Here is a 21,546-nt window from a genome sequence, read left to right on the forward strand (position 1 = left end):
GTGTTCAGACGTGTGCTCTTCCGAGCGGACCGGCTCGCAGCGAGCCTCGCCGTGCACCTTCTGGCCGGCAGGGACCTTGCCGAAGCCGCGGAACTTGCCGTCCATGACGCCGCAGATTTCCTCGCCAACGGCGGGGTGTCCGCCCTTCCCGATAGCGGCGGGGAGCCCGCGCAGCCAAAGCCCCGGGTCAACGATCCCCTGCTGCTGGCCCGCGCCGTGCGGGAAAACGGCGGGAAGGTAGTGGCCACCGGAGGGTGCTTCGACCTGCTGCACGCCGGGCACGTCCGGTCTCTGGCCGCTGCCCGTGAGCTGGGCGACTGTTTGATCGTCTGCTTGAACTCGGACGATTCCGTGCGGCGGCTGAAGGGGCCGGAGCGTCCCATCATCGGCCAGCATGACAGGGCCGAACTGCTCCTGGCCATGGAATGCGTGGACGCCGTGATGGTCTTCGACGAAGACACACCTGAGGCAGCCCTCGAACGCCTTCGCCCCGACATCTGGGTCAAGGGCGGCGACTACAAGGGTGCCAGCCTGCCCGAGGCCAGCTTGGTGGAGAGCTGGGGCGGCCGTTGCCTCACTGTGCCGTACCACCCGGCCCGTTCCACCACGGGCCTGGCCGACGCCCTCGCAAAGGTCAGCTGAAACCGGGTGGGCTAAACCGTCTGGTCACGCCCGCCCAACCCAAGTTTTGTATTCCCCGTTGAAAGGAACACCATGACTGCAGAATCAAACACCCCCGGCCGCGTACTCGTAACCGGAGGTGCCTCCGGACTGGGTGCCGCCGTCGTCGACGCCGTCCTGAAGGCGGGCGGCACTCCGGTGGTCCTGGACCGCGATATCAGCAACGTATCCGCCGTGAAAGCCTTTGAAGTGGACGTCTCGGACCGGCAGGCAGTGGAGGCCGCCGTACGCGAAGCCGCGGAATCCCTTGGTGGGCTCGAAGCAGTGGTCACTGCCGCCGGCATCGACCGCTGCGGCAAGCTCGCCGACGTCGAGGCCACAGAGTGGGAGAAGGTCATCGGCGTGAACCTGATGGGCACCGTATCAGTGGTGCGCGCAGCATTGCCGTACCTGAAGTCCTCCCACGGCCGGGTGGTGACTGTCGCTTCCACCCTGGGCAAGCGCGCCGTGGCCGACGCAACGGCGTACTGCGCATCCAAGTTCGGTGTGGTGGGATTCAGCCACGCGCTGGCTGCCGAGACCGGCGGCGAAATCGGCGTGACCACCATGATCCCCGGCGGCATGAAGACGCGCTTCTTCGACGACCGCACAGAGCAGTACAAGCCCCAGGACGATTCGCGGCTCAATGACCCCAACAACGTGGCCCAGGCCATCCTCTTCGCGCTGTCCCAGCCTACCGGATGCGAGGTCCGCGAGATGCTGATCTGCCACGAGGAAGAGGGCTCCTGGCCCTAAACCCCACATACGACCAGGCCGGAACCGACGGGAGGAATCTCATGCCCACCATTGCTACAGAAACGACTGCACGCCCGGAAGCCGCCGACAGCAACGGCATCACCATCCGGAACCCACGAACCGGTGACGTCCTTTGGACTGTGCCGGAGGCCGAACCGGAAGCAGTGTCCCAGGCGGTAGAGGTGGCCCGGAGCGCTGCGGCGGATTGGGCTTCCACTGCGCCGGCCGAGCGGGGTGCGGCACTGCGTGCTGCGGCAAAGGCGCTCGCTGCAGCGGCCCGGGAGCTCGCGGAACTCAACGCCAGCGAAACGGGGCGGCCGGTGGAGGAATCGCTCGCCGGCATCGGCGCAGGGGTTTCCACGCTGGAACAGTACGCGGAGCTGGGGCCCGTCCACCGGGGGCACAGCCTGCGAGGCAACCGGCTTGCCTCCGATTACACCGTTGCCGAGCCCCGCGGCGTGGCTGTCCTGCTGACCCCGTGGAACGATCCCGTTGCGGTGGCATGCGGCCTGATCGGCGCCGCGCTGGCTACCGGCAACACCGTGGTGCACAAACCAAGCGAGCGGTGCCCGCGGCTGGGTGAGGCCTTGGGCGAAGTCCTGGCGGCAGGCTTTCCGCCCGGCGTTTTCCAGACGATTTCGGGCGGCGCCGGCGTTGGTGCACTCCTTGCCCAGTCGGAGGTGGACGTCATCGCGCACGTGGGCTCCAGTGCGGCCGGAGCGCGGATCGCCAGGGCCGGAGCGCTGACGGGTGCCCACGTCATCCGGGAGAACGGGGGAAATGATCCGCTGCTGGTGGACCGGGACGTTGACCCGCTATGGGCTGCCGAGCAGGCGGCAATTGGTGCCTTCAGCAACAGCGGCCAGATCTGCGTGGCTGTTGAGCGGATTTACGTCCATGAGGACATCGCCGCAGAGTTCTGCGCAGCCTTGGAAACCGAAGCGGCTGTGCGTAACGGCAACGGGTCAGTGGCCCCGCTGGTGGATCTGAGGATGCGGGATGAGGTCCACGCGCAGGTCACTGACGCCCTGAGGCAGGGTGCGCATGCCGTCGAGGGCGGTGCCCTCCCGGACGGCCCGGGCTCCTTCTACCCCGCCACCGTGCTGCTGGAATGCACGGACCGGATGCAGGTCATGACGGAGGAAACCTTTGGACCCGTTGCCCCCGTGCAGGTGGTGAGATCGTTCGACGAGGGGCTCCGCCTGGCATGCAGCGGCAGGTACGGCCTGGCTGCCACCGTTCTCAGCAACAACATCGCCCACATCCAGCGGGCAGTCGCTGCCCTCCCGGTGGGGACGGTGAAGATCAACGAAGTGTTCGGCGGCGCCCCCGGCGGTGCTGCCCAGCCGCGGGGCGAAAGCGGCGCGGGCTTCGGCTACGGCCCGGAACTCCTGGACGAGTTCAGCCGGGTCAAGGTGGTGCACATTGCGGCGCCTCCGTCTGCAGCCCCTGACGCGGCGGCGGATGCGGAATCCGCGGCTGAACAGCAGGACGGGTCATGAGTCTGTCACCGGAGAACCTGCCTGCCGACCTCCCGGTTGAGCCTGCCGACGTGGACCTTTCCAGCCAGCGGGCGCTCTCCGAATGGCTGCCAGGGCGACTGGCCGCGGAAGAGCCGGCGATCATGGTAATCGGCGACCTGATGCTGGACGGCTGGTGGAGCGGCAGCATCGAACGGCTGTGCCGGGAAGCCCCCGCCCCGGTAGTAGACGTACAAACCCGGGAGTCCGTTCCCGGCGGGGCCGCCAATACCGCCATGAACCTGGCAGCCCTCGGTGCCCGGGTCTCCGTGGCAGGCATCATCGGAACCGACGATGCCGGCGTGGACCTGCGCAGCCAGCTGGTGGATGCAGGCATCGATGTCAGCCACCTGCACAGCCACCCGGACATGGTGACCACCACCAAGATCCGCATCAGCAGCGGCGGACAGGTGATGCTCCGCATCGACGACTCCGCCAAGGCGGTGCCGGCCGAAGCGCTGGCCGCGCTGGCTGCTTCCGTGCGTGCCGCCGTCGACCAGCAGGACGCCGTGCTGGTTTGCGATTACGGCAACGGGGTGCTGGCGGATCCGGTGCGGGCCAGCCTCGTGGACGCTCTCGCCGGCCCTGCTGCCGGCGGGGACCGTCCGCTGCTGGTGGTCGATTCGCACGACCCCCGGCCCTGGGCGCCGCTCCGCCCGGACCTGGTAACCCCGAATGCGCAGGAAACGGCGCGCATGCTGGACCTGCGGCTTCCCGACGGGCAGGACAGGGTGGCAGAGGTAAGCAAGCACGCCGATGCCCTGCTGGAAGCCACGGGCGCAGGGGCCGTGGTGGTCACCCTGGACCGTGACGGCACCGTCCTGCTAAGGCCTGACGGCGTGACGCACCGTACGTGGGCCCGTCCGGCCGCGGAAAAGCAGGCCTCCGGTGCAGGCGACACGTTCGTGGCTGCGCTGACCCTGGCGCGCGCTGCCGGGCTGCCGTTGACGGCGAGCCTGGACCTGGCGCAGTCGGCCGCGGACGTGGTGGTGCACCAGCCGGGCACGTCCGTTTGCAGTACGGGCCAGCTCAGCCGGTACCTCAAGGCCTTCGCCGACACTGCCCTGGGCGCGGACGAGCTGCAACGGCAGCTGGAGCTGCACCGGGCGCAGGGCCAGCGCATCGTGCTGACCAACGGCTGCTTCGACGTGCTGCACAGCGGCCACACGCGCTACCTCAACCAGGCGAAACAGCTGGGGGACGTGCTGGTGGTGGCGCTTAACAGCGACGACTCGGTCCGAAAGCTTAAGGGCGCCGGCCGGCCCATCAACGGGGTGGCGGACCGTGCCGCGGTGGTGGCGGCACTGAGTTGCGTGGATTACGTGACTGTCTTCGACACTCCCACCGCGGCCCCGCTCATCGCGCAGCTCCGGCCCGAGGTTTATGCCAAGGGCGGGGACTACACCCCGGAAATGCTCGCCGAGACGCCGGCAGTGGAGGAGTACGGCGGCCGGGTGGCCATTCTGGACTATGTGGCGGAACGGTCCACCACGGCTGTGGTGAAGCGGATCCGGGAAGGCGAAGGGGCTGTGCCGGGCAGCTAGGGTGCGGGCACCGGTGCTGTCGGAAGCAATTAGGGTTGAAGCATGACTGAAGCGCGGCACGGGTAATGGCAAAACGCGGCAGGTCAGGTGGCCGGAACGGCCTGCGCCCTGTAGCAGGAGTGGTGGAGGTCCCCGCGGGAGCCCGGCCCAGCGGACCAGTTGAAGGCGTCTACTACGTCGACACCGGGGACTGCGAGCTGATCGCCGACCAGGACAACTCCACCGGCTGGCTCCTGAAGATCAACGGCGTGATGAGTTCGCACATCGACCTCGCCGACCCGCTGTTCCTGGATTTCGAGTACATGCGCTGGATGGCGGCGCTGATCGAGTCGCGCTGGCCGCCGTCGGAAACGGCGGGAACCAGGCCGAAGCTCCGCGGCTTGCATCTGGGCGGCGGCGCCTGCTCCCTGGCCCGCTACTTCCATGCTGTCTATCCGGACGCCCGGCAGGTGGTGGTGGAGCTGGACGGCAAGCTGGCGGAGTACGTGCGCGGCTGGTTCGACCTGCCCAAGGCGCCGCTGCTCCGCCTGCGGGTGGGGGAGGCCCGCGAAGTCACGGAGACCCTGACGGCCGAGACCCGGGACTTCATCATTCGGGACGTTTTCGCCGGTGCCCTGACCCCGCGCCCGCTGACCACGGCCGAGTTCACCCGGCACGTCAGGCGGGTCCTCGCGCCCGGCGGGCTGTACGTGGTGAATTCCGGGGACGCGCCGGACCTGAGGAACGCCAGGCAGGACGCCGCCACCATCGCGGCTGCCTTCAAGCACACCGTCATCATCGCGGACCCGGCCATGTTGAAGGGGCGCCGCTACGGAAACATGGTCATGGCCGGCAGCGATACCCCGTTCGCTGATGACCCCCAACTTGCGCGCCGGCTCCTGGGCGGCGCCGTTCCGGCGCACCTGTGGGACGACACCCAAGTGCGGGCCTTTGCGGCCGGATCACCCGTGCGGCACGACCCGCCCGGTAGCTAGCTCAATCACCGGAACCTCGGCCCAGCAGCTTCTCCCGGTGCTCCGCCATCTGTTCCCGCAGCGCGTGCACTACCGCCGCCACCGCAGGCCGCCGCAGCGAGTCCGGCCGGAGCACCATCCAGTACGGCAGCAACTCGGCGATCTCTGAGGGCAGCAGGCGGACCAGGTCATCGTGGAGGTCGCCCATAAAGCAGGGCAGGAAACCGATGCCGGCCCCGGCGCGGGTTGCCTCCACGTGGACAAAGACATTGGTGGAGGTGAGGCCGTCGCGCATCCCCGGGACCAGGCGGCGGGGCGCGTCGAGGTCATCCACCTGCAACATGGAATCAACGAAGTAGACCAACGGGTGTTCGTTGAGTTCGGCCACGGTGGCGGGCGTGCCGTGCTCCTCCAGGTAGGCGCGCGAGGCATACATGCCCAGCATGTAGTCACCCAGCCGCACTGCCTCGGCCCGGTGCACCTGCGGTTCGCCCACCACCACTTCGATGTCCAGTCCGGAGCGCTGCTGCAGCGCCCGGCGGGTCATGGTCACCACCTCAACGCACAGCCCCGGATGATCCCGGCGCAGCCGGGCGACGGCCGGCGCGGCGATATAGGCGCTGAAGCCATCCGTCGCCGTCATACGGACGACGCCGGTAATCGGGTCGGGTGCCTTCCCGGCTGCTCCCAGCGTGCCCACCACCGCTTCCACCTGTTCGGCGACCTGCACGGCCCGGGCTCCGAGGTCAGTCAGTTCCCACCCTCCGGTGGCACGCGCCAGGACCCGGCCGCCGAGCGCCTTCTCAAGGGCTGCTATCCGCCGCGAGACGGTGGTGTGGTTGAGCCCCAAGGCCTGGGCCGCCGTCGTGTACTTTGCGGAGCGGGACACCGCAAGCAGTACCAGCAAGTCATCGGGGTTGGCTTTCATATCTGCAATTCTGCATGCACTTGGTGCTTGATTAGTCATTGAAGGTGCATGTCTGTGCAGTAATACTCAGTGGGAAACACCCGAGGGGATTGCTATGGAAAACACTTTGAATGGCCGCAAGGCATTGGTCACCGGCGGTGCAAGCGGCATCGGCGCCGCCTGCGTCCGGGAACTGGCCGCCCGTGGAGCGAAAGTGGTGGTTGCCGACGTCGACGCCGCCGGCGCTGCCGAGCTTGCCGATGAGGTGGGCGGCACCTCCTGGGCTGTTGACCTGCTGGACGTGGACTCGCTCGCCACCCTGAGCCTGGATTGCGACGTCCTGGTGAACAACGCCGGGATCCAGCGCATCAGTCCTATTGAGGAATTCGATCCGGTGGAGTTCCGCCGGATCATCGCCCTGATGCTGGAGGCGCCGTTCCTGCTGATCCGGGCTGCCCTGCCGCACATGTACACCAGCGGGTTCGGCCGGATCATCAACCTGTCCTCCGTGCACGGCATCCGGGCCTCGCCGTTCAAGAGTGCCTACGTTTCGGCAAAGCACGGTTTGGAAGGGCTCAGCAAGGTCACAGCGCTCGAAGGCGGGGACCACGGGGTGACCTCCAACTGCATCAACCCGGGGTATGTGCGGACGCCCCTGGTGGAGAAGCAGCTCGCGGACCAGGCTCTGGTGCACGGCATCCCCGAGTCGGAGGTACTGGCCAAGGTCATGCTCACAGAGTCGGCCATCAAGCGCCTGGTGGAGCCTGAGGAAGTTGCTTCCCTGGTCGCATGGCTGGCTTCGGACCGCGCCGGCATGGTGACCGGAGCCAGCTACACCATGGACGGCGGCTGGTCTGCGCGGTAGTGCCGCCCGTGGAGGCACGGAGTTTTTGTCCAGGTATGCAGGGCTGGAGGCCGCTGAAGCCTGCAGATCTGGACAAAAACTCAATCCAGCCTTTTGAGGTGCCGGTGGTCGTAGAAGAAGACGCCCTCGGCGGTGTCCACCCCCGCGGACAAGCCCTGCAGGAACACCACCACTCCCTCGCGGCGGCCCTTGAAGGGATCGTCTGCCACTACTGCGTCACCGATCCTGTAAGGGGACCGTGGGGCGAAGGGCTTCACGACGCGGCTCCACGTTTGCGCCGCGACGGAGGCCAAGGTTACAGGCTGTCCCATGCTGGACAGGTCCTGGACAAGAGGTTTGACCATGCGTACCAACTCCTTGCGGGCGGCAAGCCGCCCACTGGCAGTGCAGGCAAACCGGAACGCTCCCAGCGGAGGACGGCCCTCCCATTCCGGCTGGCACCTTACGCCAAAGCTATGCGCTATTCACACCAGTCACACCAGTAACATGTACTCGCTTTTTGAAGGGGCCAATACTCGCTCCGGTTGATTACTTGAGGAGTGCCCGGGAAGCCCTTCGGGTTGCTCCTATTTTTCTCAAGGCTGCCCTTTGATGATGTCGTCAGCGTTCTCGAAGGCCCACGCCACCAACGGAACGAGCAGCGCGCTCAGCTCATAACCGCGCCCGGTCAGGCTGTAGTCCACCCGTGGCGGAATGACGGGCTGGGCCGTCCGCGTGACGAGGCCATCACGCTCCAGGGTCTTGAGGGTTTGGGCCAGCATTTTCTCGCTGACGCCCTCTGCCCGCCGCCGCAAGTCGCTCCAGCGCTGCTCGCCCTCGGAAAGCGCCAGCAGGATCAGTACACCCCACTTGCTGGTGATGTGGTCCAGGACGGTGCGGCTGGGGCAGCCGGCCGGGAAAACGCCGTCGGCAAGGGCGGCCGGAAGGGGTGCTGCCTGGCCGGTAAACCCCTCGGCACTAACTTTCATGTAAGTACCTTACCTAAAAGTGCGTACTCTCTTTCGGGAAGTAATCGCGGAAGGGCGTGGTTGTGTACCCTGACAGACCCCGAATGGAAGGAAAATCATGACCATCGTTATCACCGGAGCAACCGGACAGCTGGGCCGCCACGTCGTCGAGGCCCTGCTGGAGCGGAACGTTCCCGCCGGGGAGATCGTGGCCGCGGGCCGTTCCGTCGAAAAGATCGCAGACCTCGCCGGGCGTGGTGTCCAGGTCAGGAGAATGGACTACGCCGACGCAGCCTCCGTAGCGGAGGCCTTGAAGGGCGCCCGCAAGGTGCTCCTTATCTCGGGCAGCGAGGTGGGCCAGCGGGTGGAGCAGCACCGGACCGTCATCGAGGCGGCGAAGGCTGAGGGTATTGAACTGGTGGCGTACACCAGCATCGCGAATGCGGACACCACCGGAATGAAGCTGGCAGCCGAGCACCAGGCAACGGAGGTCATCCTGCAGGAATCCGGCGTTCCGTTCGTGCTGCTGCGCAATGGCTGGTACCTCGAGAACTACACCGACCAGCTGCCCGGCACGCTCGCGCAGGGCGCCATCGCAGGCAGCGCTGGGGAGGGGCGTGTCAGCGCAGCTTCCAGGGCAGACTACGCAAATGCAGCTGCTGCAGTGCTGGTTGCCACCGACCAGGCCGGCAGGATCTATGAGCTGGGCGGCGATGAACCGTTCACCATGGCTGAGCTTGCGGCCGAGATCAGCGCCGCGGCCGGCACCCACGTTTCCTACCAGGACCTTCCGCCGCAGGAGTACGCCGGGATGTTGACCGGCTTCGGAGTGCCGGAGGCGTTCGCGGAGATCCTGGCCGACTCGGACCTGGGGATAGCCCGCGGTGACCTTCTGGTGAGCTCTGGCGACTTGCGCAAACTGATCGGACGCCCGGCCACTTCGTTGGCAGACGCGGTTCGTTTAGCCGCTCCCAGTGCCACTGCCTAGCATCTAGGACTTGGTGCCTGTGAGCGCCAGGGTCCCGCCCAGACCGATCATGATCGCCCCGCCGGTTGCCTCCATAGCTGAGACCCGGCGGGGCGACCGGGCAAACCATTGGCGGGCGGAACCTGCTGCTATTGCCCATAGGCTGTCCGAGACCAGTGCGATGACCAGGAACACCACCCCCAGCAGCGCCAACTGGAACGCGATGGCGCCTGACGGGTAGTGGACAAACTGCGGCAGCACGGCCATGAAGAACACCACTGACTTGGGGTTGGTGACGCCTACCACCAAGCCCTCAGCAACAAGGCGCAACGGGCGTGCGTCTACTGGCCGGGCGTCGAGGGAGTGGTGGCTCCGCCGGTGCCGGATGGCTTTGATGCCAAGGTAGATCAGGTAGGCGGCGCCCGCCAGCTTGACCGCACTGAAGAGGACCACGGACTGGGCAACAACAATGCCCACCCCCAACGCCACGGCCGCCACTTGCAGCAACTGCCCGGCGGCGTTGCCAAGGACGGTGAGGACGCCGCCCTTCCACCCGAGTGCCAGCGACCGGCCAATCACGAACAAAACGCTCGGGCCCGGCACGGCGATGAGGATCACGGCTGCAAGCGCAAAGGCCAGCAGGTTGGAGAGTGGAACCATGCCTGATCTTAGCTCCGGCAGTCACTGGTTTAGCCTCCCGAAGTCCTGATACTTACTTGCTGCCGGGGGCTGCGGTGACCACCGGCAGGGGCGAGGTCTCGTCCACGAGGTCAGCACGTCGTCGTCCGTCACCCTTGACCCACAGGCGGTAGGCAAGGACCAGAAGCGCCAGCCAGGCCCCGCCAACGTAGAGCGCGATCCTGGTGTCCTCGAATGCGCCCAGCACGGCGATCACCAGCGCCATGAAGGCAATGGTGAGTAGGGATGCCGCGGGCCACAAGGGCGACGGGAATTCCGACGCCGGCAGGCCGGTACGCGCGATTTCCCGCTTCATGGCCACATGGGAGGCCAGGATCATGACCCATACCCAGACAGTGGCAAACGTGGCGATCGAGGCGATGAGGATGAAGACGTTCTCGGGAATTACGGCGTTCAGGATGACTCCTACAAGGAGGATCCCGGCCATCATCACTACTGTCATCCACGGCACGCCGTGTCGCGATACCTTGCCGAAGGCAGCGGGAGCGTGGCCTTGCCGGGAGAGCCCGAAGAGGATGCGGCCGGCGCCGAAGATGTCGCTGTTGATGGCGGAGAGGGCCGCCGTGATCACCACGGCGTTCAGGATGTGGGGGGCTGCGGGGATGCCAAGCCCGCTGAAGATCTGCACGAAGGGGCTGCCGTTGCTGCCGATTTCAATCCACGGGAAGAGGCTCATGAGCACTCCCAGCGTCAAAACGTAGAACAGCAGGACGCGCACCGGGACGGTATTGACTGCCTTGGGGATGACTTTCTTCGGGTTCGCGGCCTCGCCGGCCGTGATGCCAAGCGTCTCGATACCGCCAAAGGCGAACATCACCACCGCGAAGGATGCCAGCAGGCCTTCGAAGCCGAACGGGAAGAAGCCGCCATGGTCCACAAGGTTTCCAAGGCCAGGCGCAACTGTTGAGCCGCCGGCCTGGAAGCCGAACGCGATAATGGCTGCGCCGCCGGCAATCATGGCAATGATGGCCACCACCTTGATCAGCGAGAACCAGAACTCCAGCTCGCCGAAGACTCTGACGCTGAGGAGGTTCAACGCGGCGAGGAAGAAGATGATGGCCAGGATCCAGACCCAGCGCTCCACCTGGGGGAACCAGAAGCCCATGTAGATACTGAAGGCTGTAACGTCCGCGATGGCGACGATGGCCATTTCGAAGACATAGGTCCAGCCTGTGACGAAGCCTGCCAGGGGACCAAGGTAGCGGCTCGCATACTGGCCGAAGGAGCCGGAGACCGGATGCCGCACCGCCATTTCGCCTAGGGCCCGCATCACCATAAACACTGCCGCGCCGCCAATGATGTAGGCCAGCAGGACCGCTGGTCCGGCTTTCTGGATAGCTGAGGCGGAACCATAGAAGAGGCCTGTGCCGATCGCGGAGCCCAGGGCCATGAACCGGATGTGCCGCACGTTCAGTCCGCGGTTGAGTACGCTTCCGACGGCGGCTGCGGGCGCCTGTTTTCCGGCCGGACTTTTGGTCCGGGCAGGGCTGGGTGCTGGTTGCATACAAATACCTTCTCGTCTTTGGGAGGGGAGCCGCTAACCAGCAGACCACTTTCGGAAGCGGCGTGATGAGTCTCACGGGGCGTTGGTGTCTTTGATTTCAGACGACGTGCTGTTTCAGCCTTCCGCTACGGCGGGGTACAACCCTTGACTCGATGGGTGGGTTCTCCTTAGTTTGAGGGGCCCGCTGTTGAACCCGGCGAATGACGCCGGACGGGAACTGCTTGAGGACGGGTTCAAGCACCCGCAGCCTGAAGGAGATTGACCATGAGAGCTATCGTGCAGGATGTTTATGGATCGCCCGACGTACTCGAGCTGCGGGATATCGCTGCGCCGGTGCCCCGCGAGGGCGAGGTACTGATCCGCGTGAGGGCGGCAGGCGTTGAGCAGGGTGTGTGGCACCTGATGACCGGGTTGCCGTATCTGGTCCGGCTCTTCGGTTACGGCTTGAGGAGGCCCAAGGTTCCCGTGCGGGGCCGGGAGGTAGCGGGCGTTGTGGAGGCCGCGGGTGCAGGAGTAACCCGCTTCTCTGCCGGTGACGAGGTCTACGGAACCTGCGACGGATCCTTCGCAGAGTACGTTCGCGCGAAGGAGGACAAGGTGGCCCGGAAGCCGGCGAACCTCTCGTTTGAGGAAGCGGCTGCGGCACCCATCTCCGCTGTCACCGCCCTGCAAGCTGTTCGGGACGCGGGCGAGGTCACCGTTGGCCAGAAGGTGCTCATCATCGGAGCCGGCGGGGGAGTTGGCTCCTTTGCGGTTCAAGTGGCCAAGGCTTTTGGAGCAGAAGTCACGGGAGTGTGCAGTACCGGCAAGGTGGAGCTGGTCCGGTCCCTTGGCGCGGATGCGGTCATCGATTACACCAAGTCCGATATTGCCGGGTCCGGGGTCCTGTACGACGTCATCCTGGACACGGCCGGCAACCGGCCGCTGTCCGTCCTGCGCCGGGTGCTCGGGCCGCGGGGAACGCTGGTCATCATCGGCGGTGAAGGAGGTGGCAAGCTGACCGGCGGCTTTGAACGGTCCCTTGGCGCACCGTTTGCTTCAATGTTCTCGGGGCAGAAGTTCAAGGGGCTTGTTGCGAAGGAAACGTCCCTGGATCTCGAGGCCCTCACATCGCTGATCGAGGCCGGCAGCGTGAAGCCGGCAGTCGACAAGGTCTTCCCACTGACTGAGGCACCGGCGGCCATCAGGTACCTGCACGAGGGGCGCAGCCGCGGCAAGGTTGTCGTCACGATCTGAATCGACGGCAGGCTTGTGCATGCTCACGCCTGACTTGCCGCAGGCCTTGCCGTCTGAGAATGTCGTACCCCCTCGCCATGATGGAGGTATGGATACGAACCCGGCAGTGGTGCAGGCGGAGGAAGCTGTTGTGGCTGCTGTCGCTGCGTTTGCTGCGGTGCTCGCTGGCGGCGATGTTGCTGTTTCCGGTGGTGCTGGTCCTGGGGCCGCGGTTGAGTCTGATGATCCGTTGCAGCGGGTTGCTGATGGGGCTTTGGATGTTCTTGCCGGGGTGGCCCGGTCGGAAGCGAAGCTGGCGGCGGTGAAGGCGCAGGCGGTGGCGGTGTTCGCTGTGGCCACGAAAGCGTTGAATGCTCCGGTTTCGTCGCCGTATGAGGTGGCGGCGCAGGAGCGGAGCCTGGTCGCGGAGGTGGGGTGTGTGCTGGTGATCGGTGACCGGGCCGCCGGTGCCTTGCTCGCCGATTCCCATGCCCTGACCAGCTCCTTGCCCCGCACCCTGGCTGCTTTGCAGGCCGGGACGATTTCCTGGGCGCACGCCCGGACCATGGTCGACCAGACCGCAAGCCTAGACCGTAAAGGCGCGGCTGCCTTGGAGGCGCACTTCCTGGACCCGGACACGCCGAAACCGGCGGCAGCCGCCACGGTCGGGGAGATGCCGGCGTACCGGTTCAAAGCCAAGGCCAGGGCCTGGCGGGAACGCCACCACCCTGAAAGCCTGGAGAAGCGGCACGCCAAGAGTGTGGCGGACCGACGGGTCGAGTACTGGCTTGATGGTGACGGGATGGGTTGGGTCGCCGCGTGTCTGCCCGCGGACCAGGCGTCCGCCATTTGGGACCGGCTCACCACCGTCTCCCGGGGGATGCAGGGACCGGACGAAACCCGCACCCTGACCCAGCTCCGGGCGGATGTGGCTGCGGGCTGGCTTCTGGGCGGCACCACCACTCAGGTCCCCGCACCCCGGGCACAGGTCCTGGTCACCGTGCCCGTGTTCTCCCTGCTGGGCCTGACTGACGAGCCGGCGATGCTCGACGGGCACGGCCCGATCCCCGCCTCGATGGCACGGAACCTCGTCGGTAACGGGGCGGACTCGTTCTACCGGGTACTGGTGGATCCGCGGGACGGGGCTCCGTTGGATATCGGTCGGACCAGCTACCGGCTGACCAAAGCCATGCGGAACTGGCTGCGGCTGCGGGACGGCAAATGCCCGTTTCCCGGCTGCAGCAACAACTCTTTGGACAACGAAGCCGACCACCTCCTCGCCTGGCACCAAGGCGGCACCACCGGAATATCCAACCTGGGCCAGCCCTGCCCAAAGCACCACAAGCTCCGCCACACCAGCGGCTGGAAACCCGCCCCCGCCACCACAACCGAACCACCCGGCTGGACCTCACCCACCGGCCGCCACTACAAAAGCGAACACCAGGACTGGGAACCACCTCACTGGCCCACTGAGGTGGGAGTATCGCTGCCACGGGCAGTTGCCGCCGCGGACGTTCATTATGCGGGACTGCAGGCTGCGGACGTTCCGAGTGCGGGATTTCAGGCTGCGGACGTTCTGAGTGCGGGATTTCAGGCAGCGGAACTCCGAGCAGAGGATTCGGCGCTTACATATGATCCCTGGGTCGATATAGCACCGGAAGACTTCATAACTTCCGACGACCTTTCACCTGAAGAACCCCGCTGGGAGGACGTCCATGACGTGCCCGAGGTACTGCCGCACGATCCGTTCCCGGGCTGGGAGCTGTTCCTGACGTCGAAACCTGTCCTACACGTTTGAAGCCACGCGTGTACTCCAGCGTGCGTGTTCTGATCCAAGGGAAGCTATGCAGTGCTGGACGCAGCTCGGGCTGCAGCCTCGATCGAGGCGCGGTGTGCCGCCCATTCTTCCGCGCTGCGAACGGTCAGGTTGGGATCTCCGGGCCGCTGGCCGGCGCTCCCGTCGATGAGTTCGCGCAGGATGTCGGCGTGGCCCAGGTGTTGCGCCCGCTCTGCAACCATATGGACCAAAATCTGGTGCAGGGTGACGTGGCGCCGCTCTGCCGGCCACCACGGCACTACACCTGGAGCATCCAACGGAAGTGCCTCGATGGTTGCATGGCTGTGGGCAGCGGCAAACAGGTGCAGTTCCACGATGAAGTCCATGGATTCATCGGCCAACGCCCACATGTCGGCGTCGGGGCTTGCATCCTCATCCAACCAGGGGAGGTGGCGTCCGCTGGGCCGGCCAAAAACCTCGCCGAAGTAACCGAGCTCCACGCTCGCCACATGCTTCACCAAGCCCAGCAGATTGGTGCCGGTAGGCGTCAGCGGGCGGCGGATGTCGTAATCGCTCAGGCCATCCAGCTTGCCCAGGAGATTGTCCCGCCTGACGCGCAGATAGTGAAGCAGTGTCTCTTTCTCATCCATAGCGGGAGCATACCCAACGCAAGTTTTGCCATCGGCCGGGCACCAGGAGCAGCCCCTTACGTGGTCGACGCACCATCACGCCCGCCCAGCTCGTCGTTTCCTCCTCCTGTCTGATACTCCAGACACGAGGGGTGCGCTGAACGACATTGGAGAACCAGTGGGGGTGCATGCTTAAGTACGGGATCCCGGATAACAGTGGGAGATCCCGCGAGGAACAAGGAGAGTCCGGTGTTGGCTACAGAAGCGAGGCCGCAGGCGGTCAAGGAACCGACGGCGGCATCTAAGGTGGCGTCGAAGGTTCCGGCTGCCGAGAACACGCTGCGTATCCTGAAACTGCTGGCCTCCCGGCGTGGGCCGATGGCGGCGTCGCAAATCGCGTCTTCCCTCGGCCTGCCCCGCTCAAGTGTTTACCACCTGCTGGGCGTCATGGAGGCAAATGGTTTTGTGCTCCATCTCCATGAGGAGCAACGGTACGGGCTCGGCATCAGCGCCTTCGAGCTCAGTTCCGCGTACTCCCGGCAGGAGCCACTGTCCCGGCTCGGCCGGCCACTGCTGGCTTCCCTCGTGGATGCCCTTGGAGAAAGTGCACACTTGGCGGTGCTGCACGGCCGGGATGTGCTCTACATCGTGGAGGAGCGGGCCAAAAACCGCCCGTCCCTGGTGACCGACGTCGGCGTCCGGCTCCCCAGCCACCTCACCGCCAGCGGGCGGGCCATCCTCGCGGCTCTGCCGAAGTCCCAAGTGAGGGCGCTTTACCCGAACGCCGCAGCCTTCACCGCCCGGCACGAGGTGGAGGGCGCCATCATGAAGTACTCGGCTTTGTCCTCGCACCTGGACCAGGTGAGGCAGCGCGGCTACGCCACCGAACACGGCGAGGTCACACCAGGCTTCGGCTCCATCGCCGCCGCCGTCACCGACCATCTGGGATGGCCGACGGCGGCAGTCGCCGTGACGTTCCTCGAGGACAAATTGCCCCCGCAGGAATGGCCGGTGCTGGCTGGCCGGGTCCAAAAGGTAGCCGACGAACTGTCCGTCCGGCTTCACGGCCGCCCCGTCAAGTAGCCGCCCCCGCTCCCCATTTTTGCCCTATCACCTACGGTCCCCAACCGGGGCTTTCGGCAACCAAAACTGCTGGCGTAACGGGAGCGGTGGGTACGTCTGGAATACCGGACACCACCCCCTTGAAACCCCTGTAAAGCCCGACCGCCAAGGGCTTTAGTTGATACAGAACCTCTTTCACACCACAGACATCAGACGAAAAGGAGCCACCATGGCACCCGCCGATTTCACCACCGGTGCCCGCCCGGTCAAAGCAGCCCGCGGCACCGAGCTCACCGCCAAGTCCTGGCAGACGGAAGCGCCGCTGCGCATGCTCATGAACAACCTGGACCCCGAGGTGGCCGAGCGCCCGGAGGACCTGGTGGTCTACGGCGGCACCGGCCGCGCCGTCCGGTCCTGGGCAGCGTTTGACGCCATCACCCGCACCCTGGAGACCATGGAAAAGGACGAGACCCTGCTGGTCCAGTCCGGCAAGCCGGTGGGCGTGTTCCGCACCAATGAGTGGGCGCCCCGGGTCCTGCTGGCGAACTCCAACCTGGTGGGCGACTGGGCCACCTGGCCCGAATTCCGCCGGCTCGAGGCCGAGGGCCTGATGATGTACGGCCAGATGACCGCAGGTTCCTGGATCTACATTGGCACCCAGGGGATCCTGCAGGGCACTTTCGAGACATTCGCTGCCATCGCCCGCAAACTGACCGGCGACGAAAACGGTACCTTGGCCGGCACCCTCACCCTCACCGGTGGCTGCGGCGGCATGGGCGGCGCCCAGCCGCTGGCCGTTACCCTGAACGACGGCGCCTGCCTGATTGTCGACGTCGACGAAACCCGCCTGCGCCGCCGCGCCGGCAAGCGCTACCTCGACGAAGTGGAAACAGACCTCGACGCCGCCATCGCCAAGGTGCTCAAGGCCAAGGAAGAGCGCCGCGGCTGGTCCGTGGGCTACGTGGGCAACGCCGCCGAGGTCTTCCCCGAAGTCCTGCGCCGCCACAAAGCCGGGGAGCTTACGGTGGACATCGTCACCGACCAGACCTCCGCGCACGATCCGCTGTCCTACCTGCCCGAGGGCGTCTCGGTGGAGGAGTGGCACCGCGAAGCCGAAGCAGATCCGGAAGGCTTCACCAAAAAGGCCCAGGCATCGATGGCACGCCACGTCCAGGCGATGGTCGAATTCCAGGACGCAGGCGCCGAGGTCTTCGACTATGGCAACTCCATCCGCGACGAAGCCCGCAAGGGAGGCTACACCCGGGCGTTCGAGTTCCCCGGCTTCGTTCCCGCCTATATCCGGCCACTGTTCTGCGAGGGTCTCGGCCCCTTCCGCTGGGTCGCGCTGTCTGGAGACCCCGAGGACATCCGGGTCACCGATGAGGCCATCAAGGAACTTTTCCCGGAGAACAAGCACCTGCACCGCTGGATCGACGCCGCCCAGGAACGGGTGGAGTTCGAGGGCCTGCCCGCCCGCATCTGCTGGCTCGGTTACGGCGAACGCCACAAGGCAGGGCTCCTGTTCAACCAGCTCGTGAAGGAAGGAAAGGTGAAGGCCCCCATCGTGATCGGCCGCGACCACCTGGACTCCGGCTCCGTCGCCTCCCCGTACCGCGAAACCGAGGCCATGGCCGACGGTTCGGACGCCATCGCCGACTGGCCCCTGCTGAACGCCCTGCTGAACACCGCCTCGGGCGCCACCTGGGTATCCCTCCATCACGGTGGCGGCGTGGGCATCGGCCGGTCCCTCCACGCCGGCCAGGTCTCCGTCGCCGACGGCACCGACCTCGCTACCCAGAAACTTGAGCGCCTCCTCACCAATGACCCCGGCATGGGCGTCATCCGCCACGCCGACGCCGGTTATGACCGCGCCCTCGACGTCGCCAAGGAACGCGGCGTCCGCATCCCCATGAAGGAATCGGCAGATTCCGCAGAGACAAAGAAGTAGGAACCACAAGTGACTGCAATTACCCACGAACCGCTGACCGTCACCCTCGGGTCCAGCGGGGTTACGCCCGAGGACGTCGTCGCCGTCGCGCGCCACAACGCCAAGGTCTCCATCTCCCCGGAAGCACTGGAAACCGTTGCCAAGGTCCGGGCACACATCGATGACCTGGCTGCGAGCGACGTCCCGGCATACGGAATCTCCACCGGCTTCGGCGCCCTGGCCAACCGCCACATCCTCAATGAACTGCGCACGCAGTTGCAGAAGAGCCTGATCCGCAGCCACGCCGCCGGCATGGGTCCGGCCGTGGAACGTGAAGTGGTGCGCGGCATCATGTTCCTGCGCGCCAAGACCCTCGCCTCCGGCCGTACGGGTGTCCGCCCCGTGGTCCTGCAGACCATGGTGGACGTGCTCAACGCCGGCATCACCCCACTGGTCCGCGAATTCGGTTCCCTTGGCTGCTCCGGCGACCTCGCCCCGCTGTCCCACTGCGCCCTGGTCCTGATGGGGGAGGGGGAAGCAGCCGGGCCCGACGGCGAGCTCTACGGCATTGCCGGCCGCCCCGCCGTCGCCGAACTTCTCGCCGAGCATGGCATCGAGCCCGTCACCCTCGCCGAAAAGGAAGGACTGGCACTGGTCAACGGCACGGAAGGCATGCTGGGCATGCTCCTTATGGCCATCGCGGACCTTCGCCAGCTCCTGACGACGGCGGACATCACCGCCGCGCTGAGCGTCGAGGCATTGCTGGGCACCGACCAGGTGTTCTTGCCGGAACTTCACGCTGCGCTGCGCCCGCACCCCGGCCAGGCGGCAAGTGCCAACAACATGCTGCGCGTGCTGTCCGATTCTCCGATCGTGGCCTCCCACCGGGTGGGGGACTCGCGGGTACAGGACGCCTACTCGCTCCGCTGCGCCCCGCAGGTTGCCGGTGCCGTCCGGGACACGCTGGACCATGCAGCCCTCGTCGCTTCGCGTGAGCTGGACGCCGCCATCGACAACCCGGTGGTTCTACCCGACGGACGGGTCAGCTCCAACGGCAACTTCCACGGCGCCCCGGTGGCCTACGTCCTGGACTTCCTCGCGATCGCCGTCGCCGACCTGAGCTCCATTGCCGAGCGGCGCACGGACAGGATGCTGGATCCGGCCCGTTCCCACGGCCTCCCCGCCTTCCTCGCAGCTGATCCCGGCGTCGATTCCGGGCTCATGATTGCCCAGTACACCCAGGCAGGCCTGGTATCGGACAACAAGCGGCTCGCTGTTCCAGCATCAGTGGACTCCATCCCGAGTTCCGCTATGCAGGAGGACCACGTGTCCATGGGCTGGCACGCCGCGCGCAAGCTGCGGAAGGCAGTGGAGAACCTGCGGAGGGTGCTGGCCATCGAACTGGTGACCTCGGCCCGTGCCTTGGACATCCGCACCCAGCTCTCCGGTGGAGTGCTGACGCCGGGGCCGGCAGGCGCCGCCGTCGTCGCTGCCCTTCGCGCTGTGGTGGACGGGCCGGGAACGGACCGCTTCCTCTCGCCGGAGCTGGAGGTGGCAGACAGCCTGGTCGCAGCCGGGGAAGTGCGCCGGGCAGCCGAATCCGCAGTCGGTGCCCTCGCCTGAGTACGAAGAATCTTCAGCTGAACCGCACAAAACGTCCGCCTGGTGAAATTTCGGGTGACACTGTCATCAGGCGGACGGCGAGTGTAGTAGAACTGAAGGTGTAGTGAAAGTCACATCAAAGAGGCTGTGGCGCGGAACATATACAAAGGGGTAGAAGTTCAAATGAAAGCACGTGGGGCAGTCCTGTCGAGGCGCAATGCCCATTCCGCCGCGGTTACCGACTGGAGGACTCTTCAGGCCGGGGAACGCGTCGAGATCATCAAACAGGCGCATGTGGTGGCCACTGGCGAGGTGGAAGAAGTGTCCCAGAGCGGAAACGTGCTGTGGCTTGTGCCGGCTGGTCCGACTGAGAAGCAGCTCTTTTTGAAGTCCGACGGCGTGCAGGTACGCCGCGGCTGACAGCCTTCGCAATTCCAAAACAAAAGTCCCCGCCGCTGCTTGACGCAGGGCGGGGACTTTTGCTTGATACCCCGACGGGCGGGGCTGATATGTGAGATGACTGCCCTCTGGAGGGCATGAGGGGCGGGCCCGGGAGGGCCCGAAGAGCCGCGGAACTGCGGTCACAAACGGTGCGGTGGCGGAAGCCAACCCGCCTCGGCCACCATGGTGGTAGTCCACCTACGATCCGGCTCCAGAAAGAAGGAATTCCTGTATGAAGATCATGCGCCTGGGAGAAAGCGGCACTGAACAGCCGGCCGTCCTGATGTCATCGGAAGACGGATCCGAACGGTACTTCAGCCTCCTGCCCCTCACCCGCGATGTGGACGGCGACTTCCTGGCAGCGGGAGGGCTGGGCAAGATCCGGGAAGCACTGGATGCAGGTACCCTGCCGGTCCTGGCAGAAGCAGCCGCCCTTCGCGTCGGGGCACCGCTGGCACGCCCGGGAGCAGTGGTGGGCATTGGCATGAACTACGCCGCCCATGCGGCTGAGTCCGGCTCGGCACCACCGGAGATTCCCGTGGTGTTCCTCAAGCCTACTAACACCGTAACGGGGCCCTACGACCCCGCCCCCGTGCCCCTGCACTCCAATAAATACGACTGGGAGGTGGAACTCGGCATCGTGATCGGCAGGGAAGCCAGCTACCTCGGGTCCGTGGCCGAGGCAAAGAAGTGCATCGCCGGCTACGTCACGGCCAACGACTTCTCGGAGCGTGAGTACCAGCTTCCCGGGGCTGCCGGGCAATGGACCAAGGGCAAAACGCTGCCGGGTTCAACGCCGCTGGGCCCATGGCTTGTTGCGGCAGACGACATCGACGGCGGCAAGCTTCGGCTGCGCAGCTGGGTCAACGGGGAAGGGCGGCAGGACTCCAGCACATCGGAACTCATTTTTGACCCGCCTACCCTGGTCCACCACTGCAGCCAGTACATGCGGCTGGAGCCCGGCGATGTGATTCTCACCGGGACTCCGGAGGGGGTGGCGCTGAGCGGCCGCTTCCCCTACCTCCAGCCCGGCGACGTCGTCGAGGTGGAGGTAGAGGGGTTGGGGCGCCAGCGCCAGGAACTGTACCGTGCAGGGCAGCCCCGGACCGGGCAGCCTGCGGCGCAGGAACAGGAACAGGAACAGCCGCAGGGGCAGCTCCAGTCCCGCTAGCCGGCCTTTACCGCCAGGACCGGGCAGTCCGCCTCCAACAGGATCCGCTGCGACACGCTGCCCATGATGAGCTTGCCCACCGGCGTACGCCGGCGCAGCCCGATCACGATCAGCTCGGCATTGTTTTCCTCAGCGGCATCCAAAACCTCTGCGGCGGCATCATGGCCACGGACCGGCTGCTTGATCACGTGGTCGATGCCCTGGGTGGCCAGCCGGTCCTCGATGCTCTGGATCTCCGGCTCCTGGGCGTAGCGGTTGTCCACCAAGGCGTCGCCCTTTGACGAGTTGATAACCAGCAGCGTGGTGTTGCTCTTCCGGGCTTCGTGGATGGCTTGGGTCAGGGCTGCTTCGCCCTCGGGGGTCGGGACGTATCCCACCACGATGGTCATGGTGTCTCCTT

21 protein-coding genes are annotated in these 21,546 nt (G+C 66.0%); 14 read left to right on the top strand and 7 right to left on the bottom strand.

Going from position 1 to position 21,546, the window contains the following annotated elements; translation table 11 throughout:
- From rfaE2 (AC5RV1_RS07750) to AC5RV1_RS07770, 5 genes are all read left to right on the top strand, one after another.
- Positions 1 to 642 (top strand): D-glycero-beta-D-manno-heptose 1-phosphate adenylyltransferase (gene rfaE2 / locus AC5RV1_RS07750; protein WP_493994104.1); only part of this gene is annotated, 642 nt, incomplete at its 5' end.
- A 72-nt stretch (positions 643 to 714) separates the two neighbouring features.
- A complete protein-coding gene (locus tag AC5RV1_RS07755; protein ID WP_163164856.1) occupies positions 715 to 1,416 on the top strand; it encodes an SDR family oxidoreductase in 702 nt (233 codons plus the stop codon).
- A 41-nt stretch (positions 1,417 to 1,457) separates the two neighbouring features.
- Positions 1,458 to 2,918: an aldehyde dehydrogenase family protein gene (locus AC5RV1_RS07760; RefSeq protein ID WP_493994105.1), complete on the top strand. Its 1,461-nt coding sequence runs from the start codon at positions 1,458 to 1,460 to the stop codon at positions 2,916 to 2,918.
- Entirely contained in the window at positions 2,915 to 4,480 is a 1,566-nt protein-coding gene (rfaE2, locus tag AC5RV1_RS07765) for a D-glycero-beta-D-manno-heptose 1-phosphate adenylyltransferase (RefSeq protein WP_493994106.1), read from the top strand. Before AC5RV1_RS07760 ends, rfaE2 (AC5RV1_RS07765) begins: the two co-directional genes overlap by 4 nt.
- 65 nt (positions 4,481 to 4,545) lie before the next feature.
- Positions 4,546 to 5,454: a spermidine synthase gene (locus AC5RV1_RS07770; RefSeq protein WP_493946160.1), complete on the top strand. Its 909-nt coding sequence runs from the start codon at positions 4,546 to 4,548 to the stop codon at positions 5,452 to 5,454.
- A 1-nt stretch (position 5,455) separates the two neighbouring features.
- On the opposite strand, the gene AC5RV1_RS07775 is transcribed toward AC5RV1_RS07770, so the two are convergent.
- Positions 5,456 to 6,361, bottom strand: a complete 906-nt coding sequence (locus AC5RV1_RS07775; protein WP_493946161.1) for a LysR family transcriptional regulator — start codon at positions 6,359 to 6,361, stop codon at positions 5,456 to 5,458.
- A 94-nt stretch (positions 6,362 to 6,455) separates the two neighbouring features.
- On the opposite strand from AC5RV1_RS07775, the gene AC5RV1_RS07780 reads away from it, so the two are divergent.
- Positions 6,456 to 7,205, top strand: coding sequence for a 3-hydroxybutyrate dehydrogenase (locus AC5RV1_RS07780; RefSeq protein WP_493994107.1), 750 nt, complete (start codon positions 6,456 to 6,458; stop codon positions 7,203 to 7,205).
- Positions 7,206 to 7,285: 80 nt separating this feature from the next.
- Here AC5RV1_RS07780 and AC5RV1_RS07785 read toward each other — a convergent pair whose 3' ends face one another.
- Together AC5RV1_RS07785 and AC5RV1_RS07790 are read right to left on the bottom strand one after the other, a co-directional pair.
- Complete coding sequence (locus AC5RV1_RS07785) at positions 7,286 to 7,549, bottom strand: hypothetical protein (protein WP_493946163.1); 264 nt, start codon at positions 7,547 to 7,549, stop codon at positions 7,286 to 7,288.
- A 231-nt stretch (positions 7,550 to 7,780) separates the two neighbouring features.
- Positions 7,781 to 8,173, bottom strand: coding sequence for a winged helix-turn-helix transcriptional regulator (locus tag AC5RV1_RS07790; RefSeq protein WP_493994108.1), 393 nt, complete (start codon positions 8,171 to 8,173; stop codon positions 7,781 to 7,783).
- A 97-nt stretch (positions 8,174 to 8,270) separates the two neighbouring features.
- Between AC5RV1_RS07790 and AC5RV1_RS07795 the strand changes: the two genes are divergently transcribed.
- Positions 8,271 to 9,140, top strand: a complete 870-nt coding sequence (locus AC5RV1_RS07795; RefSeq protein ID WP_493994109.1) for an SDR family oxidoreductase — start codon at positions 8,271 to 8,273, stop codon at positions 9,138 to 9,140.
- 3 nt (positions 9,141 to 9,143) lie between these two features.
- On the opposite strand, the gene AC5RV1_RS07800 is transcribed toward AC5RV1_RS07795, so the two are convergent.
- Entirely contained in the window at positions 9,144 to 9,779 is a 636-nt protein-coding gene (locus AC5RV1_RS07800) for a LysE family translocator (protein WP_493946166.1), read from the bottom strand.
- 52 nt (positions 9,780 to 9,831) lie between these two features.
- Entirely contained in the window at positions 9,832 to 11,322 is a 1,491-nt protein-coding gene (locus tag AC5RV1_RS07805; protein WP_493994110.1) for an amino acid permease, read from the bottom strand.
- A gap of 264 nt (positions 11,323 to 11,586) precedes the next feature.
- Between AC5RV1_RS07805 and AC5RV1_RS07810 the strand changes: the two genes are divergently transcribed.
- On the top strand, positions 11,587 to 12,558 hold the full coding sequence (locus tag AC5RV1_RS07810) for an NAD(P)-dependent alcohol dehydrogenase (RefSeq protein WP_493994111.1): 972 nt from the start codon (positions 11,587 to 11,589) through the stop codon (positions 12,556 to 12,558).
- A gap of 88 nt (positions 12,559 to 12,646) precedes the next feature.
- Positions 12,647 to 14,335 (top strand): HNH endonuclease signature motif containing protein, encoded by a 1,689-nt coding sequence (locus tag AC5RV1_RS07815; RefSeq protein ID WP_493994112.1) that lies wholly within the window; start codon positions 12,647 to 12,649, stop codon positions 14,333 to 14,335.
- Positions 14,336 to 14,379: 44 nt separating this feature from the next.
- Here the strand turns inward: AC5RV1_RS07815 and AC5RV1_RS07820 are convergent, their stop codons facing one another.
- Positions 14,380 to 14,964 (bottom strand): DinB family protein, encoded by a 585-nt coding sequence (locus AC5RV1_RS07820; protein WP_493994113.1) that lies wholly within the window; start codon positions 14,962 to 14,964, stop codon positions 14,380 to 14,382.
- 228 nt (positions 14,965 to 15,192) lie between these two features.
- Here AC5RV1_RS07820 and AC5RV1_RS07825 point away from each other — a divergent pair, with 228 nt between their 5' ends.
- The 5 genes from AC5RV1_RS07825 (at position 15,193) to AC5RV1_RS07845 (ending at position 21,146) form a co-directional block, all read left to right on the top strand.
- Positions 15,193 to 16,026 (top strand): IclR family transcriptional regulator, encoded by an 834-nt coding sequence (locus tag AC5RV1_RS07825; protein ID WP_493994114.1) that lies wholly within the window; start codon positions 15,193 to 15,195, stop codon positions 16,024 to 16,026.
- 208 nt (positions 16,027 to 16,234) lie between these two features.
- The gene (hutU, locus tag AC5RV1_RS07830; RefSeq protein ID WP_493994115.1) at positions 16,235 to 17,953 is read left to right on the top strand and encodes a urocanate hydratase; all 1,719 of its coding nucleotides are present in this window, start codon (positions 16,235 to 16,237) and stop codon (positions 17,951 to 17,953) included.
- A gap of 9 nt (positions 17,954 to 17,962) precedes the next feature.
- Positions 17,963 to 19,555, top strand: a complete 1,593-nt coding sequence (gene hutH, locus AC5RV1_RS07835) for a histidine ammonia-lyase (RefSeq protein ID WP_493994116.1) — start codon at positions 17,963 to 17,965, stop codon at positions 19,553 to 19,555.
- A 162-nt stretch (positions 19,556 to 19,717) separates the two neighbouring features.
- The gene (locus AC5RV1_RS07840) at positions 19,718 to 19,954 is read left to right on the top strand and encodes a hypothetical protein (RefSeq protein ID WP_102976692.1); all 237 of its coding nucleotides are present in this window, start codon (positions 19,718 to 19,720) and stop codon (positions 19,952 to 19,954) included.
- Positions 19,955 to 20,207: 253 nt separating this feature from the next.
- Entirely contained in the window at positions 20,208 to 21,146 is a 939-nt protein-coding gene (locus AC5RV1_RS07845; protein ID WP_493994117.1) for a fumarylacetoacetate hydrolase family protein, read from the top strand.
- Here AC5RV1_RS07845 and AC5RV1_RS07850 read toward each other — a convergent pair.
- Positions 21,143 to 21,535, bottom strand: coding sequence for a universal stress protein (locus AC5RV1_RS07850; protein ID WP_142043255.1), 393 nt, complete (start codon positions 21,533 to 21,535; stop codon positions 21,143 to 21,145). The two genes, AC5RV1_RS07845 and AC5RV1_RS07850, sit on opposite strands and share 4 nt — an antisense overlap.
- Between the last annotated feature and the right edge of the window lie 11 nt (positions 21,536 to 21,546).

It is taken from the genome of Arthrobacter sp. Hb9-2 (assembly GCF_059091165.1).